Raw genomic sequence first — 15,805 nt, 5'->3', positions numbered from 1 at the left:
TCCGTCCCCCCTACCTCGTCAACTCGGGCCCGCGGCTTGTTGACGGCCTCGCCGCGCTCGGCGGAACCGGGCAGGCGTTACGTTCGGTTCGTGGATCTGGAGGGGTTCGAGGAGCTGTTGGGCGCGGTGGGGCAGGCGGTGCTCGTCGAGGCCGCCGGGGCGGATGTCGGGGAGGCGGGGCTGCTGCGGACGGCGTCCCGGTTGCGGGAGCGGTGGCCGGCGGGGCTGGTGGCGGCGGCGCTGACGCAGGTGCGGTTGCGGGAGCGGGCGCGGGAGAAGTTCGGGGACGACGCGGCGCGGATGTACTTCACGCCGGCTGGATTGGAGCAGGCGACGCGGGGCCCCGTCGCGGCGTATCGGGCGGAACGTTTTGCTCGAACTTTGACGGGCGGCGGCCGGGTGCTGGAGCTCGGGTGCGGGATCGGGGCCGATCTGGTCGCGCGGGGGCGTGCGGGCGTCCCGGGCGTGGGCGTGGAACTCGATCCGCTCACGGCTGCGGTGGCGCGGGCCAATGTGGAGGCGTTGGGGCTGCGCGACGTGGCGTCGGTGCGGCGGGGGGACGCGACGTTGGAGGAACCCGAGGGGTTCGCGGCCGTCTTCGCCGATCCGGGGCGGCGGACGGCGCGGGGGCGGGTGTTCGACCCCCGGGCGTACGAGCCGCCGCTCGACGCGGTGTTGGAGTTGGCCGGGCGGGTGCCGGCCGGGTGTGTCAAGGTGGCGCCGGGCATCCCCCACGAGGCCGTCCCGGCGGGTGCGGAGGCGGAATGGATCTCCGTGGCGGGGGACGTCAAGGAGGCCGCGCTGTGGGTCGGTGATCTCGCGGGGGCCGTTCGGCGGCGGGCGACGCTGTTGGACGGGCGAGGTCGGGTGCGGACGCTGGTCCCCGACGACGCGCTGGGCCCGCCGCCGGTCCGGCCCTGGGGGCGCTACCTGTACGAGCCGGACGGGGCGGTGATCCGGGCGCATCTCGTCGCCGAGGTCGCGGCAGCGGTCGGGGGCTGGCTGGCGGACGAGCACATCGCCTACGTCACCGGCGACACCCCGGTCGACACGCCGTTCGCCTCCGCCTACGAGATCGACGAGGTCATGCCGTTCTCGCTCAAGCGGCTGCGGGCGGAGCTGCGGCGTCGGGAGGTCGGCGTGCTGACCATCAAGAAGCGCGGCTCGGCGGTGGACGTGGACCGGCTCCGCCGTGACCTGGGCTTCGCCGGCAAGGGACGCCGGCACGGGGGGACGGAGCTGACGGTGGTGCTCACCCGGGTCGGGCGGGCCCCGACGGCACTGCTGGCCCGACCCAAAGATCTCCCCCTTTCCGAGGAACGCCAAGCGCACATCTAGGACGCGCAATGCGAAGGTAAAGCCCGCCGACTCTTCTGTATCGCGAGCGCTATAGATTCCGACACAGCGCAAACACCCCGGACAGGAGCGCGAAAGCGCGAGAAGCGCGGTCGGCCCCGCATCCCGTCCCCACGGCGCCCCCGAACCGGGGGACCGTTGCGGCGAAACCGGGCGCCACCGCCGGTCCAACCACGTACATCAAGGCCCAAGGCGACCAATTCACCCGTCCGGGCCATGCGCCGACGCTCCCGGATAACAGGCGCATTCAGCAGAAGCGTAAGTTTCCCTGCTCTGCCCAATTCGGGAGTCGCCCGACCACTACAGTTGACACCTCGGATTCAATGCCGCACGCATCAATTCGGGGGCGGCACACGAAGGAGCATCGGGTGGAAAAGAATCACAACTTCCTGCAGACGGGGGGTCAGCCGGTCTCCGACCGGATGCGGGAGTTGCTCGCCCGGGCGGCGCAGGACCATGTGTTCGAGGCACGTTCACAGGGTCAGGTCCTGGACGAGCTCCGACAGCGCCTGGAAGGCATGGAGTGGCTGCTGCGCGAGGTCCGGGAGCGCGAGCTCAGCGGGCTGACCGGTCAACTCGACGGGGTGCGCGGGCAGGTCGACGGGCTGTCGAGCACGCCTCCGCAGTGGGCCGAGGGCCTGGCCGCCCACATCGACGCGGTCGCTGAGCGGGTCAAGCCGGTCGCCGAGCTGCCCGCGCTGTGGGCCGACGTCGGGGTCATGGCCGAGCACGTCGACGAGGGCCTGTCCCGCATCCAGGTGATGATGGACACCGCCCAGCACATCACCGACGCCACCCAGCAGTCCGCGCAGCGCATGGACGACATGTCCCGGCGGCTGGACAAGCTCCAGGGCAGCATGGAGGCCGCCTCGGTCCGCTTCAACCGGCTCGACAAGGCGCTGGCCGAGCTCGGGCACCGGGGGGAGAAGCTGGAGCACTCCATCGGCCAGATCACCGCGCGGGTCGACCGCTCGTTCGCCGAGACGGCCGAGCGGGTGGAGAACGGCCTCGACGCGGTCAACGGCCGGGTCGAGGGCATCGGCGGGCGGCTGGACGGCCTGGACGGCCGGCTGGAGGGCGTGGCCGGGCGGATGGAGGGCGTGGACGACCGGTTCGAGTCCCTCTACCAGCGGATCGGGCAGTTGCCCGCGGTGCTGGAGATGGCCGAGGTGCACCGCCGGCTGACCGAGCTGGCGCAGCGCCCCGTGCTGGACCAGACCCACCGCTTCGACGCCCTGGAGAAGCGCCTGGACGACGCGGTGGACCCGCTGGTCGAGGAGCTGCGGGCGCGACCGGACCGCGAGGAGGTCAAGGAGGCGATGTCGATCATCGCCGACGCGGCCTCCAACCACGTGGCCCAGCGGATGGAGGAGTTCTCCCGCCGTTTCGAGACCGTCAACGACGAGGCCCGTCGCCGGATCGAGGTGATCCACGAGGAGGTCACCCGTCGGGTCGACGCGGCCCTGGAGGAGTTCACCACCCAGGTCGACATCGTCTCCCGCCGGGTGGAGTCGGTGCACGAGGACGTCACCAAGCAGGTCGAGTCGGTGCACACCGAGGTCAGCAAGCACATGAACAACGTCCACGAGGACGTGACCCGGCGCATGGACGGCGTCCGCGACGACGTGACCCGTCATGTCGGCGGCGCCGTACAGGGCGCCCACGAGGAGTTCGCGAGGCAGGTCGACGTGGTCCATCAGGAGTTCTCCCGGCGCACCGACGTGGTGCAGTTCGAGCTGGGCAAGCGGTTCGACGGCGTCAGCGACGAGGTCGGGCGCAAGGTCGACCACGTCCACGAGGACGTCGCCAAGCAGGTGAGCGCGGTCCACGAGGACGTGCTGCGCCGGCTGGCGACGTTGGAGGAGACGATGCTCGCGCTGGCCGAGGCGCTGCTGCGGCCGCGGCGCGAGGGCAAGGAGTGAAGGGGCCGGCCGCGGCGCGCACCGTCTTCGGGCGCCGCGGCCGAGCCCCCTGACGACCCTCCCGCGTTCGTTCCCCGGCCGCCCCGCGCTCCGCCCGGCGAAGGTCGGGACAGGCCGATGACGTGCGCCTTACTACGTTCCGTCTTCGCAAAATCACTCCCAATACCGTTCGGAATCCGTTTTGATGGACCTCGTGACCCGATCTCAGGCATCCGCAGCGGCGGTGGAGGCGCACGGCCGGCCCCTCGAGGCCGAGACCCTGCGCTGGGTCGAGCAGTGCCTCGGCCCGGGCGCCGTGGTCAAGATGGTCCGCCCGCTGGCCGGCGGGGTCTCGCACGTCAACCACACGCTGCTGGTGGAGACCGGGTCGGGCAGCCTGCTGCGGCTGGTGCTGCGCCGCTGGGCCGACCGCGACCGGTCGCTCAGCGAGGCCGAGTTCTCCCCCGAGCGGGAGATCGCCGCGCTGGCGCTGCTGGCGAGCTGCGAGCTGCCCACCCCGGGTCTGGTGGCGGCCGACCCGGCGGGGGCCTACTGCGGGGCTCCCGCGCTGCTCATCGAGCGCCTGATCGGTCACCCACCGCGTCCCGGCCCCGGAGACCTGCCCGAGTACCTCATCCAGCTCGCCGCCGCACTCTTGGACGTGCACGGCCTGCACGGCGCCGCCACGATGCCGCCGTACGTCCCCCGCAACCGGCTGGACGTGCGTCTGCCGCCACGCCACGCGATCCGTCCGTCCCTGTGGGAACGCGCCTTCGACCTGGCCGCGCGCCCGGCCCCGGAGGCCGCCCCGCGGTTCATCCACCGCGACTACCAGCCCGACAACACCCTGTGGTCGTACGGGCGGCTCACCGGCGTCGTCGACTGGTCCAGCGCCTCGTACGGCCCACCCGCCATCGACATCGCCCAGATGCGCTGGAGCCTCGCCCTCCGGTACGGGACGGCCGCCGCCGACCGCTTCCTGGAGAAGTTCGACCAGGTCTCCGGTGGCTACTCGCACGACCCGTACTGGGACCTGCACAGCGTCCTGGACCTGCTGCCCGAGGGCCCCGACCGCGTCCTCGACGAGGCCCACGTCCCCCTCCTCGAGGACTACCTCGCCGGCGTCCTCGCCCGCCTGGGCACCCCCACCCACTGACCCGGCCCCACCACCCTGGGCCCCACCACCCCGACCGTGGGCCCGGCGCCACACCCCGACCGTGGGCCCGTTGAGCAGCGCGTCAAAGGCCCGCTCGCCGCCGAGCGCAGCGAGGCCGTGAGCTAGAGCCTGATCGTCGTGACCGGGAGGGCGGAGTCGGCCGGCAGGTCCAGCTCCGACGGGACGGCGCCGGACGCGACGAGTTCGGCCCCTAGGGCGGCGACCATGGCCCCGTTGTCGGTGCACAGGCCGGGGCGCGGCACCCGCAGGCGGACCCCGGCGGCCTCGCAGCGTTCGGCGGCCAGGGCGCGCAGGCGCGAGTTGGCGGCCACGCCCCCGCCGACCAGCAGGTCCTTGACGCCGTGCTCGCGGCAGGCGGCCAGCGCCTTGCGGGTCAGCACGTCCACCACGGCCTCCTGGAACGAGGCGGCCACGTCGGCGACCGGGACCGGCTCGCCCGACCGCTCCCGGGCCTCCACCCAGCGCGCCACCGCCGTCTTCAGGCCGGAGAACGAGAAGTCCAGGGTGCCGTCGTCGTACTTGCCGCGCGGGAAGGCGATCGCGGCGGACGCGCCGTCGCGGGCCATCCGGTCGATCACCGGGCCGCCGGGGAAGCCCAGCCCCAACACCCGGGCGACCTTGTCGAACGCCTCGCCGGCGGCGTCGTCCACGGTGGCCCCCAGCGGGCGCACGTCGGTGGCGACGTCGGGGACGAGCAGCAGCGAGGAGTGCCCGCCCGAGACCAGCATGGCCACGCAGGGCTTGGGCAGCGGGCCGTGTTCGAGCTGGTCGACGGCCACGTGGGCGGCCAGGTGGTTGACCCCGTACAGCGGCTTGCCGAGCGCCAGCGCGTACGCCTTGGCGGCGGCCACCCCGACCAGCAGGGCCCCCGCCAGACCGGGGCCGGCGGTCACCGCGATGGCGTCGACGTCGTCGAACGCCACCCCGGCCTCCAGCAGGGCCCGTTCCACGGTGGGGGTCATGGCCTCCAGGTGGGCGCGGGAGGCCACCTCGGGCACCACGCCGCCGAACCTGGCGTGCTCGTCCACGCTGGAGGCGATCGCGTCGGCCAGCAGGGTGGTGCCCCGCACGACGCCGACGCCGGTCTCGTCGCAGGACGTCTCGATGCCCAGGACCAGGGGCTCGGAGTCACGGATCATCGGGCGTTCCCCCTCAGGACGGCGGCGGTGCGGCGCATCACGATCGCGTCCATCCCGGACGGCTGGTAGTAGCGCCTGCGCAGGCCGATCCGTTCGAAGCCGAAGCGTTCGTACAGGACGCGGGCGCGGTCGTTGTCGGCGCGGACCTCGAGGAAGACCTCGGCGCAGTCGCGCCGCCCGGCCTCCTCCAGCAGGGCGGTCAGCAGCGCGGCGCCCAGCCCCCGGCCCTGCCGGTCGGCGCGTACGGCGATGGTCTGGACGTCGCCCTGCCCGCCGGCGGCCGACAGGCCCGCGTAGCCGACGATCGCGCCGGACGGCTCCTCGGCCACGACGTAGTGCCTGGTGCGCGGCTGTTCGGCCAACTCACCGAGCAGCATGTCCTCGCTCCAGGCGTCCTCGGGGAACGTCGCGTTCTCCAGGGAGAGCACGGCGGGCACGTCGGCGCCCGTCATCTCGCGCAGGACGGCGGTCACCCCTGACTCACCTTCTTGCGGGGGCCGGGCGCCTGGGCGTCGGGCCTGCGCAGGTACAGGGGCTCGGGAGACAGCAGCGGCGGCCCGTCGGCGCCCGCCAGCCGGGTCACGGCCAGCTCGGCCAACGCGGCGGCGGACGGCAGCAGCGGGCCGGGGTCGCCGGTGACGCCCAGCTCCCCGGCGTACAGGGCCGCGCCCTCGCCGATCACCGGCAGCTCCCCGGGCTTCACGCCCAGCTCGGCCGCGACCTCTCCGGGCGGGCTCACCGCGGGGGCGGTGGCCCGGACCCGCGCCGAGTCGTACCGGGCCCAGTAGACCTCCTTGCGGCGCGCGTCGGTCGCCACGACGAACGGCGCGTCGCGGCCGGACGCCCAGGCGATCGCGTCCAGCGAGCAGACGCCGTGGACGGGGATGCGCAACGCCTCGCCGAGGGCCCGCGCCGTCACCAGGCCCACCCGCAGCCCGGTGTACGGGCCGGGGCCCACGCCCACGGCCACGGCGCTCAGATCGGCGGGGACCGCGCCCGCCTCGGCGAGCACCCCCGCGATCGCGGGGGTCAGCACCTCCGCGTGGCGGCGAACGTCCACGCCGTCGGCGAGCGCACGCCGCCGTGCCCCCTCGCCGGGGATCCATTCGTACAGCGCGACGGTGACCGCCGAGGTGGCGGTGTCGAAAGCCAGGACCAACACGGCTTCTGAGCCTAGCGCGGTCGGGGCGTGCGGCGTGCCCGGTCAGGCCCCGGAGGCCAGCGCGGCGGCCGTCTCCTTGGCCGCGGCGACGGCGCCGTCGATGGCCGGGTCGGCCCCGAGCCCGTCGTCGCCGTTGCTGCCGCCGTAGTGCACGGTGATCAGGACGTTGCCCTGTCGGACGTTGACGATGGCCTCGCCGGAGTTCTGCGCCGAGTCGACCCAGTACACCGCGTACGCCTCGTCGCCCAGGTCCGGCACGGTGCGCTTGTCGTCCAGCTCCTGGCCGTCCAGCAGCGACTTGCCGGACTGGTCGGCGTCCCGCTCGGCCTGGAACGTGCGGCTCGCCGTGTCCGCCCCGGTGGCCCCCCCGGAACCGGCGACGGCCCGCAGCTCGACGGTCAGCACCCGCTTCTTCTCGCCGGTGTAGGCGCCCCACACGCACTGGTTCTGCCGGTCGCTGGCCTGGTACGAGTCGGACTGGGTCCGGTCGGCATCGGGGGCCAGCTCGCCGGCGAGCTCGTCGCCGACCGTCTCGCAGGCGTCCGGGACGACGCTGCGCTCACCGTTGGCGGGCCCGGCGCCCGTACCACTGTCGGCGCCGCTGTTGGCGATCCCGCCGGTGCCCCCGCCGTCGGACACGCCGAGGATCAGGAAGACGGCCAGGACGCACGCGCCGACCCCGGCCACGCCGCCCAGCAGCACGGCGGTGAGCCGACGTCGGGGCCCCCGGCTCTGCACGATCCGATGGCTGCCGGTGGCCCCGCGCGGGTACTGCCCGGAGCCCTCGCGGTCGCGATGCGCGCCGCTGCGCCCGGAGGCGCCGGGCGTCGGGCGCCCATGACCGTAACCGCCGCCCGTTCCTCGGTCACTGCCCGAGGCGCGGTGGCCCCCGCTTCGATGGCTTCCACTCACCGGTTACTCACCCCTGTATTGGATCTGTGGCACGAAGGTGAGGTTCGTTCCGGCAAAGAGTAAGGCATATCACGGGAAATCGGTCCATCGACTCCGCGGGAAAAAGATCAGGACTTGCTGGATCGGTCCAGCACCTCGGCCAGACCGGCCCATCGCGCCCCGATACCGGTGACCTTTACGGTGCGTTCTTCAGTGTCCGCATCTCCGCGAAAAATCACCACTTCGAGACGGTCTTCGGAAAGTTCCTCCGCGAGGCCCTCGCCCCATTCCACGACCGTCACCGACTCGGCGAGCGAGGTGTCCAGATCCAGGTCGTCGAGCTCCGCGAAACCGCCCAGCCGGTAGGCGTCCACATGGACCAGTGCGGGCCCGTCGCCCAGCGCGGGATGCACCCGGGCGATCACGAACGTGGGCGAGGTGATCGGCCCCCGCACCCGCAGCCCCGCGCCGAGGCCCTGGGTCAGGGTGGTCTTGCCCGCGCCCAACCCGCCCGACAGCACCACCAGGTCGCCGGCCCGCAGCACCGCCGCCAGTCGCCGCCCCAGCTCCCCCATGTCCGCGGCGGTGGGGACGGGGAGGGTGATGGTCGTGCTCATGCTGAACGCTCCTCGGCGAGGGGACGGACTCGTTCGATCAGACGGCGGAGACCTCCGGTGACCACACCCGGATGCTCCAGCGGCAGCACGTGGCCGGCCTCCTCGACCTCGACCAGCTCCGCGTCCGGGAGCGCCTCGGCCAGCCGGCGGCCGTGGGCGGCCGGGGTCAGGTTGTCGCGGCCCGCGGCCATCACCAGCACCGGCACCCGGCCGAGCGCGGCCATCGCGGCCTCCTTGTCGTGGGACATCAACGACGGGTAGAACTCGGCGATCACGTCGATCGGCGTGGACCTGATCATCTGCTCCAGGAAGTCCACGACCGAGGGGCTCACGTACCGGTCCGCGAACGCCATCCGACGGGTCACCATGAACGCCACGTCCGCCCCCAGCGACCGGCCCCGGTCGACCAGGCGGGGACGGCTGCCCAGGCCCCGGATCACCCCGGGGGCCAGCGGCTGCACCAGCCGGGCCACCGCCATCGGCAGGCCCAGCGTCATCTCGGCCAGGTGCCCGCCGGAGGTGTTGATCAGCGCCGCCGCGACCACCCGGTCGCCGAACTCCTCGGGCCGCCGGTCGGCCAGCGCCATGATCGACATGCCGCCCATCGAATGCCCGACCAGCACCACCGGGTCGCCGGGCGCGGTCGTCGCCCGCAGCACCGCGTACAGGTCCTCGCCGGTCCGGTCGATGGTGGCGTGGGCGGGCCGGCTGCGCCCGGACCGGCCGTGGCTGCGCTGGTCCCAGAACACCATCCGCACCGGCCCGGCCGACTTGGGGACGTCGCGCCGCTGGTAGTGCCACCCGTCCAGGTTGAGGCAGTAGCCGTGGCAGAACACCACCGTCAGCGGCGCGCCCTCGCCGGGCGGCTCGTCGATCTCGACGTGCAGGGGCAGACCATCGTCGGCGAGGACCGTGAGGGAACGGCCGCGCAGCCCGCCGAACGGCTCGTCCGCCTCGGGATCGGGGCGGAAGCGCTCGCGGCCCACGACGAACCTGCGGACGCCGACCGCGATGCCCACGCCCGCCGCGCCGGCCCCGGCGATCGCTCCGGCGATGCCGAGGCGACGCCTGTTCCTACCGTCCATCCACGGCCCCTTCGTCCGCTTTCGTTCGCGCTCATTCGTCGACGTCCGCGCTGGCGCCCGTGTACACCCGGGGGACGCGGGCCCCGATGCGGGTGACGATCTCGTACGAGATGGTGCCGATCGTGTCCGCCCAGTCCTGCGCGGTGGGCTCGCCCCGGTCGCCGGGGCCGAACAGCAGCACCTCGCCCCCCGGCCGCGGGTCGTGCTCCCCCAGGTCGACCACGAACTGGTCCATGCACACCCGACCGGCGATCCGGTACCGCCGTCCGTCTACGAGAACGTCCAGCAGACCGGATCCGTGCCGGGGGACGCCGTCCCCGTAACCGGCCGCGACCAGCCCCAGTGTCGTCTCCCGAGGGGTGACATAGGTGTGTCCGTACGACACGCCGCTGCCCGCCGGGACGCGCTTGACCCCGGCCAGCTCTGCGACCAGCGTCATCGCCGGACGCAGCCCGAACGTGCCCTCCGCCGGGATCGGCGACAGCCCGTAGACGGCGATGCCGGGCCGTACGAGGTCGTACCGCGCCTCCGGGAGCGTCAGCAGGCCCGCAGAGTTGGACAGATGGCGCACCTGAGGGCGCGCCCCCGCCTTCTCCGCATGGTCGACCGCGTCGCGGAAGACCGCCAACTGTCGTCCGACCGAGGGGTGGCTGGGCTCGTCGGCGCACGCGAAGTGGGACATCAGACCCACCACCTCGACGTGACCGGCCGCCTGCGCGGCCAGCGCGGCCTCCACGGTGGCGGGCCAGTCGGCGGGGGTGGCCCCGCCGCGCGACAGCCCGGTGTCGGCCTTCAGGTGGACGCGCGCCGCCCGTCCCGTCGCCTCGGCCGCCGTCACCAGGCGTTCGACCAGCAGGGGCGACCCGACCGTGATATCCACCCCGGCGGCCACCGCGTCCTCGTACGGCTCGCCGGGCGTGGTGACGGCCGACAGGATCGGCACGGTGACCCCGGCGGCGCGCAGCCGCAGCGCCTCCGACACCCGGGCCACGCCGATCCAGGTGGCGCCGCCGTCGAGCGCGGCGCGGGCGGCCTCGACCAGGCCGTGCCCGTAGCCCTCGGCCTTCACCATCGCCATCACCTCGGCGCCCGCCGCCCGCCCGCGCAGCAGCGCGACGTTGGCGCGGATGGCGTCGAGGTCCACCCTGGCCTCTACCGGCTCGCTCATGAGTACCAAGTCTGCCGCCCCAGTCCCTTGCCCGGGACGACATCGGCCCCAGGTCAGGCCAGGGTACGGAACGCGGCGGGGAGCGCGGTAACGACGTCGTACGCGCTGATCGGCGCCTCGAGGCCCGGTGCGGGGTCGATGGGGTCGCCGGCGGCGATCCGGGCGGCGAGACCGTGCAGGTACGCGCCCGCCGTGGCCGCGTCGATCGCGGACATGCCGGCCGCCAGCAGCGCCCCCGCCAGGCCGGACAGCACATCGCCGGTGCCCGCGGTGGCCAGCCAGGGGGTGCCGGTGGGGTTGACCCGGACCGGGCGGTCCTCCTCGGCGATCAGCGTGGTGGAGCCCTTGAGCAGCACCGTCGCCGCCAATTCGGTCGCCGCCCGCCGTACGAACTCCAGCCGCCGGGCCTCGATCTCCTCGCGCGTGACGCCCCCACCCAGCAGCCGGGCCAGCTCCCCGGCGTGCGGGGTGAGGACGGTGGGGGCCTCGCGGTACAGCAGGTCGCGGCGGCGGGACAGGACGGTGAGACCGTCGGCGTCCACCAGCACCGGCAGCTTGGTGCGCAGGACCGCCTCGATCAGCGTCTCGGCCCCGCGATCGGTGCCGAGGCCGGGGCCGACCACCCACGCCTGGACCCGACCGATCCGTTCGAGGGCGCTGGGACGTGGGTCGATGACCGTGGTGACCGCCTCGGGCCACCGTTGGCGGATCAGCTCCACCGGTCGGGCCGCGGAGGCGAACCGGACCATGCCCGCCCCGCCGTGCACCGCGCCGCCGACCGAGAGCACGGCGGCCCCGGTGAAGCGTTCGCTGCCCGCCAGGACGCCCACGACCCCGCGCCGGTACTTGTCGGACTCCGGCTCCGGCCGGGGAACTCCCAGATCCTCCGGCCAGGGCGACACGACGTCGGGATCGGGCAGGTCGCGGCCCAACCCGATGTCGACCAGCTCGATCACCCCGCAATGGGCGGCGCCGGGGTCGATCAGCAGGCCCGGCTTGTAGGTGCCGAACGTGACCGTGAAGTCGGCGCGCACGGCGGCCCCGTCGACCCGTCCGGAGCCCGCGTCCACGCCGCTGGGGACGTCGCAGGCCACCACGACACCCTCGACGTGCGCGGTGCGGCGGGCCAGCGCGGCGTACGGCTCGCGCAGCCCGCCGGCCCCTCCGATGCCGGTCAGCCCGTCGATCACCAGGTCGGCCGTGTCGAGGGCGCGCTCGGCGTCGTTCACCACGCGGCCCCCGGCGGCCCGCAGCTCCGCGAGTCCTCCCGGGTGGGCCTTGGCGGACGCGAGGACGGCCTCGACCGCGGCCCCGCGTCGGGCGAGGCGGGCCCCCGCGTACAGGGCGTCGCCGCCGTTGTCGCCTCCGCCGACCAGCAGGACCACCCGCGCCCCGTAGACGTGGGGCAACAGGCGGGCGCAGGCGGAGGCCAGGCCGGCCGCCGCCCGCCGCATCAGCGTGCCCTCGGGCAACCGGGCCATCAGGGCCTGTTCGGCGGCCCGGACCTTGCCGACCTCGTGCGCGTACCTCATGTGTTCGCCGCCTCCGCGATCAGGAACGCGGTGGCGATACCCCCGTCGTGGCTCAGCGAGACATGCCAGCGGCTGACCCCGCGGTCCTCGGCGACGGCGGCGATCGTGCCGCGGACGTGGAGGCTGGGCCTGCCGTCGGCGGCCCGCCGGATCTCCGCGTCGGTCCACAGCAGTCCGGGGGGTGCGCCGAGGGCCTTGGCGAGGGCCTCCTTGGCGGCGAACCGGGCGGCCAGCGACCGTACCGCCAGCGGCCGTTCGGCCTCGGTGAACAGCCGGGTCAGCAGGCCGGGCGTGCGTTCCAGCGCCGCCCCGAACCTGGCGATGTCCACGACGTCGATGCCCACGCCCACGATCATCGCTCACCTCCCATGCCCGTTCGGGCCCGGCCCCGGGCCCCGGTCCGCCAAGCCTGCCATGACGGTCCGCACCCGTTCCCGCTCCGGTCACCCGAAATCGGAAATTCGGTCCGAAATGGTATCAGTGGAACGTCATGACCATTCCAAAGAACGGTCATGACTCGACCGTGGGGTGGTGTAGGGTGACGCTGCAATATGCACCGCCTGATGCAGACGACCTCGGGCAGCGGCCCTTCGGGCGTCCGGGCGGGTTCACGACGGGGATCGCGAACAGCAGTATGCCCGACCGGACGGAGGAGCGATGGCGACATCGCGGGCCCCCACCGTCCGCATGCGGCGGTTGGGCGCCGAGCTGCGGCGACTCCGGGAGGAACGGGGTCTGACCGGTGACGGGGTCGCCGAGACGCTGGGCTGGTCGCCGTCCAAGGTCAGCCGGGTCGAGAACGCCCGCATCGGCACCCGGGTGTCCGACGTGCACCGGCTGCTGGAGCTCTACAAGGTCGACGTCTCCCACGTCGGCGAGGTGCTGGCGCTGGCCGAGGAGGCCGGCCGCCGCGGCTGGTGGGCCCAGTACAGCGACATCCCCGCCGACTACGCCGCCTTCGTCGCGCTGGAGGACGAGGCCGACTCGGCGCTGCAGTGCGAGAGCCAGGTCATGCCGGGCCTGCTGCAGACCGAGGACTACGCCCGGCACGTGATCCAGGGCTGGAACGCCATCGCCACCATCACCCCGCAGGCCATCGCCCGCCGGGTCGAGGTGCGGATGCGCCGTCAAGAACTGCTGACCCGACCCGGCCCGCTGAACCTCTCCGTGGTCTTGGACGAATCGGTCCTGCTCCGCCGCGTCGGCGACCGCGCCACGATGCGCGGACAACTGTCCCGACTTCTGGACACCGCCCTTCTTCCGAATGTGGATGTCCGTATCCTGCCCTTTGACGCATTGCACCAGCCCATCGTGGGCGAGTCGTTCATCCTTCTGGAATTCTCCCCGGCCTACGATGTGACTTTCCCGGACGTGGTACACACGGAAAGCCTCACCGCCACGCAGTCACAGCACGAATCCGTGACGCACAGCTATCGGCTGGCGTGGGAGAGCCTGTCCCGGCAGACCCTCGACGACGAGGAGTCGCTGGAGCGCATCGCTCAGATCGCCCGGGAACGGTGGCACGGCTGAGCCGGCCACCGCACGTACGGCACCGAACCAAAAGGATGGATGCACGTGGATAGAGCACGGTCTTTTCACTTTCCGGCGGCGGCCTGGCGCAAGGCGTGCCACGCCAACAACACCTGCGTCGAGGTGGCCCGGATCACCGATGACCGGGTCGGCGCCCGCGACGGCAAGCAGGGCGAGGCGAGCCCGGTGATCCGTTTCACCCCCGACGAGTGGCGGTCCTTCACCCACCGGATCAGGACTGGAGACGTGTGATCCCCGGAACGCGATGATCCATTCACGCTCTTCGCGGATCACCGTTCCCGTATGACGAGAGATCGGTCGTCGACATCGGCGTCCGATCCGCAACCCCCCGGGCCGAATGAGCACCCTGCGGCGCATCGTGCTCCGCCGGTGAAGATTATTCGGCCCGGGTGGGCGGTCCGAGATCAGATCAACGGGATATCTCCACGGCTTACGGCATTTTCTACGTGCTCGGTTCCTGTTACCGTTCCGAAAAAAACGGAACCGCCCCACGCGGGCACACCACCGGATCCGAGAGGTACCCATGAACTCCGATCGACCCCCCGTCTGGCGGAGGAGCACGCACTGCGGCCCCAGCGGCTCCTGCGTGGAGGTCGCCAGGCTGTCGGACGCGCACCTGGGCGTGCGGGACGCCAAACAGGGCGATACCGGGCCGACGCTCGGGGTGCCGGCATTCGCCTGGCGGGCGCTGGTGGCCAGGGTCGTCGCGGGAGACCTCTCCCGGCACCCCCGCTAGAACGGCCCCCGGCGCCACGGCCCCCGGATCGCGAAGCTCAGACCGGCCCTGGACTGGACGTTCACGAACAGGGTGTCGCCGCCGGGCGCGAACGTCGACCCGGCGAACTCCGCACCGGAGTCGCCCGCCACCGGCTCCAGCCGGGCGAAGTCGAACAGCTCGCCGCGCAGGGTGAGGCCGCGCATCAGGTTGTCGCCGTCGCCGTCCTCGCACAGCACCAGCGTGCCGCGCGGACCGTGGGTGATGTTGTCGGGCAGGTCGAGGCGGACGTCGCCGGGCGACTCCACCACGAGCCGCAGCCGACCGCCGCGGGTGTCGTACGCCCAGACCTGGCCGCGCCCGTCGCCGAACCCGGACGGCGGCGGCTGGGTCACCGGCGCGCCGCCCTGCGTGGAGACGAAGTAGACCACGCCGCGGTGGACGACCGCGCCCTCCAGGCGGGAGAACACCGCGGCCCCGCGCTCCCGCCCCTGGGCGCCGACCGCCTGGATGGCCACGTCGTTGGCGGGCCTGCCGGTGAACGTGGGGTCGGGGTCGTCGATGTCGACCCACGTGGTCGCGTACACCGCCCCCTTGGGCTGCCCCACCGACAGGTCGGCGCCGGGCCGTCCCTTCACCGCCAGCATCTGGAGCCGCCCGCCGTCGAGGAGACGACCCGCGTCCATCGGATGCCGGGGCGGGAGGTAGCGGTAGAGGCCCGAGGGGAAGCCGAAGTTGTCCTCGGTCAGGTAGACCGCGCCGCTCCGGGCGTCGAACGCCGCCGCCTCGTGCGCGAACCGGCCCGCCGACCGGATCGGACGCGCCCGACCGCGTCCGTGCACGGGGACCTCGAAGACGTAGCCGTGCTTCTGTTCGAGCAGGGTGTTGTCGGCGCCGGTGAAGTCGTCGCCCACGTCGGGGCCGTTGACGGTCTCCTCGCAGGTGATCCAACTGCCCCACGGCATGGCCCCGCCGGAACAGTTCATCTGGGTGCCGTTCAGGCTGACGTGCGCTCCCAGCACCTCGCCGTGCGGGGTGACGCGCACCGTGCAGGTGCCGCCGCCCGCCGCCCGGTCGTACGCGGTCGCCGGGTCGCCGAACGCGCCGACCGGCCCGTTGACCTCGTGGTTGCGGACGAGGACCACCGAGCCGCGCGGCCCCCGGAACGCCGCCATCCCGTCGTGCCGCCCCGGCGTCGCGGTCCCGTCGCTCAACGGCGACCCCGCCGGGTTGAACGAGCGGTACCGGAACCCCTCGGGCAGATGCAGCCGCACCGCGCCGTCACGAGCGTCGGGCACCGGCTTGAGCGGGCCATAGCCCCGACCTCTGCCACCGCCGTGCTCCGCCCGTGCGGCCACCCCCTGGAACGGGCCGGCGGCCAGGGCCGTGCCGGCGGCGACCGCGGCGCTGCGGGAGAGAAAACGGCGTCGTTCCATGCCCGGTGCATCCTTGCGTGAGGGAGAGCGATGCCCGAATCTACCTATTGTTCACCCGGACGTCCTAGGCAGTGT

The 15,805-nt window shown here is 73.2% G+C and carries 16 protein-coding genes; 6 read left to right on the top strand and 10 right to left on the bottom strand.

The features are described 5' to 3' along the window. Positions 1 to 90: 90 nt before the first annotated feature. The 3 genes from DFJ69_RS18015 to DFJ69_RS18005 all read left to right on the top strand — a co-directional run bounded on the left by DFJ69_RS18015 (position 91) and on the right by DFJ69_RS18005 (position 4,413). Positions 91 to 1,338, top strand: a complete 1,248-nt coding sequence (locus DFJ69_RS18015) for a class I SAM-dependent methyltransferase (protein ID WP_116026710.1) — start codon at positions 91 to 93, stop codon at positions 1,336 to 1,338. Positions 1,339 to 1,724: 386 nt separating this feature from the next. After that, entirely contained in the window at positions 1,725 to 3,278 is a 1,554-nt protein-coding gene (locus DFJ69_RS18010) for an apolipoprotein A1/A4/E domain-containing protein (RefSeq protein WP_116023676.1), read from the top strand. Between the two features lie 184 nt (positions 3,279 to 3,462). After that, positions 3,463 to 4,413: a phosphotransferase family protein gene (locus DFJ69_RS18005; protein WP_116023675.1), complete on the top strand. Its 951-nt coding sequence runs from the start codon at positions 3,463 to 3,465 to the stop codon at positions 4,411 to 4,413. Between the two features lie 122 nt (positions 4,414 to 4,535). On the opposite strand, the gene tsaD is transcribed toward DFJ69_RS18005, so the two are convergent. From tsaD to DFJ69_RS17960, 9 genes are all read right to left on the bottom strand, one after another. Further along, on the bottom strand, positions 4,536 to 5,573 hold the full coding sequence (tsaD, locus tag DFJ69_RS18000; RefSeq protein WP_116023674.1) for a tRNA (adenosine(37)-N6)-threonylcarbamoyltransferase complex transferase subunit TsaD: 1,038 nt from the start codon (positions 5,571 to 5,573) through the stop codon (positions 4,536 to 4,538). Then, positions 5,570 to 6,025: a ribosomal protein S18-alanine N-acetyltransferase gene (rimI, locus tag DFJ69_RS17995; RefSeq protein WP_211328989.1), complete on the bottom strand. Its 456-nt coding sequence runs from the start codon at positions 6,023 to 6,025 to the stop codon at positions 5,570 to 5,572. Before rimI ends, tsaD begins: the two co-directional genes overlap by 4 nt. Before the next feature lie 17 nt (positions 6,026 to 6,042). Next, on the bottom strand, positions 6,043 to 6,735 hold the full coding sequence (gene tsaB, locus DFJ69_RS17990) for a tRNA (adenosine(37)-N6)-threonylcarbamoyltransferase complex dimerization subunit type 1 TsaB (protein ID WP_116023672.1): 693 nt from the start codon (positions 6,733 to 6,735) through the stop codon (positions 6,043 to 6,045). A 42-nt stretch (positions 6,736 to 6,777) separates the two neighbouring features. After that, entirely contained in the window at positions 6,778 to 7,473 is a 696-nt protein-coding gene (locus tag DFJ69_RS17985) for a hypothetical protein (RefSeq protein WP_147312354.1), read from the bottom strand. Positions 7,474 to 7,754: 281 nt separating this feature from the next. Then, complete coding sequence (gene tsaE, locus DFJ69_RS17980) at positions 7,755 to 8,243, bottom strand: tRNA (adenosine(37)-N6)-threonylcarbamoyltransferase complex ATPase subunit type 1 TsaE (RefSeq protein WP_116023670.1); 489 nt, start codon at positions 8,241 to 8,243, stop codon at positions 7,755 to 7,757. Then, positions 8,240 to 9,328, bottom strand: a complete 1,089-nt coding sequence (locus DFJ69_RS17975; protein ID WP_116023669.1) for an alpha/beta fold hydrolase — start codon at positions 9,326 to 9,328, stop codon at positions 8,240 to 8,242. Before DFJ69_RS17975 ends, tsaE begins: the two co-directional genes overlap by 4 nt. Before the next feature lie 31 nt (positions 9,329 to 9,359). After that, positions 9,360 to 10,496 (bottom strand): alanine racemase, encoded by a 1,137-nt coding sequence (alr, locus tag DFJ69_RS17970; RefSeq protein ID WP_116023668.1) that lies wholly within the window; start codon positions 10,494 to 10,496, stop codon positions 9,360 to 9,362. Positions 10,497 to 10,549: 53 nt separating this feature from the next. After that, positions 10,550 to 12,028: an NAD(P)H-hydrate dehydratase gene (locus DFJ69_RS17965; RefSeq protein ID WP_116023667.1), complete on the bottom strand. Its 1,479-nt coding sequence runs from the start codon at positions 12,026 to 12,028 to the stop codon at positions 10,550 to 10,552. Then, positions 12,025 to 12,384, bottom strand: coding sequence for a holo-ACP synthase (locus DFJ69_RS17960; RefSeq protein WP_116023666.1), 360 nt, complete (start codon positions 12,382 to 12,384; stop codon positions 12,025 to 12,027). The genes DFJ69_RS17965 and DFJ69_RS17960 overlap by 4 nt, the downstream gene beginning before the upstream one ends. A 301-nt stretch (positions 12,385 to 12,685) precedes the next feature. Between DFJ69_RS17960 and DFJ69_RS17955 the strand changes: the two genes are divergently transcribed. From DFJ69_RS17955 to DFJ69_RS17945, 3 genes are all read left to right on the top strand, one after another. Then, entirely contained in the window at positions 12,686 to 13,558 is an 873-nt protein-coding gene (locus DFJ69_RS17955) for a helix-turn-helix domain-containing protein (protein WP_116023665.1), read from the top strand. Between the two features lie 45 nt (positions 13,559 to 13,603). Continuing rightward, entirely contained in the window at positions 13,604 to 13,810 is a 207-nt protein-coding gene (locus DFJ69_RS17950) for a DUF397 domain-containing protein (protein ID WP_211328647.1), read from the top strand. A 292-nt stretch (positions 13,811 to 14,102) separates the two neighbouring features. Next, complete coding sequence (locus DFJ69_RS17945; RefSeq protein ID WP_116023663.1) at positions 14,103 to 14,315, top strand: DUF397 domain-containing protein; 213 nt, start codon at positions 14,103 to 14,105, stop codon at positions 14,313 to 14,315. On the opposite strand, the gene DFJ69_RS17940 is transcribed toward DFJ69_RS17945, so the two are convergent. After that, a complete protein-coding gene (locus DFJ69_RS17940; RefSeq protein WP_116023662.1) occupies positions 14,312 to 15,730 on the bottom strand; it encodes an alkaline phosphatase PhoX in 1,419 nt (472 codons plus the stop codon). The two genes, DFJ69_RS17945 and DFJ69_RS17940, sit on opposite strands and share 4 nt — an antisense overlap. Between the last annotated feature and the right edge of the window lie 75 nt (positions 15,731 to 15,805).

It is taken from the genome of Thermomonospora umbrina, assembly GCF_003386555.1.
Taxonomy (GTDB): domain Bacteria; phylum Actinomycetota; class Actinomycetes; order Streptosporangiales; family Streptosporangiaceae; genus Thermomonospora; species Thermomonospora umbrina.
The sequence above is the reverse complement of the archived record's forward strand: the minus strand, read 5'-3'. Positions and strand labels throughout refer to the sequence as shown.

What these genes read in the sequence shown, in the direction of transcription:
- tsaD (WP_116023674.1), bottom strand. Translation starts at nt 5,573, where the DNA reads ATGATCCGTGACTCCGAGCCCCTGGTCCTGGGCATCGAGACGTCCTGC.
- tsaE (WP_116023670.1), bottom strand. Translation starts at nt 8,243, where the DNA reads ATGAGCACGACCATCACCCTCCCCGTCCCCACCGCCGCGGACATGGGG.
- DFJ69_RS17975 (WP_116023669.1), bottom strand. Translation starts at nt 9,328, where the DNA reads ATGGACGGTAGGAACAGGCGTCGCCTCGGCATCGCCGGAGCGATCGCC.
- DFJ69_RS17965 (WP_116023667.1), bottom strand. Translation starts at nt 12,028, where the DNA reads ATGAGGTACGCGCACGAGGTCGGCAAGGTCCGGGCCGCCGAACAGGCC.
- rimI (WP_211328989.1), bottom strand. Translation starts at nt 6,025, where the DNA reads ATGACGGGCGCCGACGTGCCCGCCGTGCTCTCCCTGGAGAACGCGACG.
- alr (WP_116023668.1), bottom strand. Translation starts at nt 10,496, where the DNA reads ATGAGCGAGCCGGTAGAGGCCAGGGTGGACCTCGACGCCATCCGCGCC.
- DFJ69_RS17955 (WP_116023665.1), top strand. Translation starts at nt 12,686, where the DNA reads ATGGCGACATCGCGGGCCCCCACCGTCCGCATGCGGCGGTTGGGCGCC.
- DFJ69_RS17960 (WP_116023666.1), bottom strand. Translation starts at nt 12,384, where the DNA reads ATGATCGTGGGCGTGGGCATCGACGTCGTGGACATCGCCAGGTTCGGG.
- DFJ69_RS17945 (WP_116023663.1), top strand. Translation starts at nt 14,103, where the DNA reads ATGAACTCCGATCGACCCCCCGTCTGGCGGAGGAGCACGCACTGCGGC.
- DFJ69_RS18005 (WP_116023675.1), top strand. Translation starts at nt 3,463, where the DNA reads ATGGACCTCGTGACCCGATCTCAGGCATCCGCAGCGGCGGTGGAGGCG.
- DFJ69_RS17940 (WP_116023662.1), bottom strand. Translation starts at nt 15,730, where the DNA reads ATGGAACGACGCCGTTTTCTCTCCCGCAGCGCCGCGGTCGCCGCCGGC.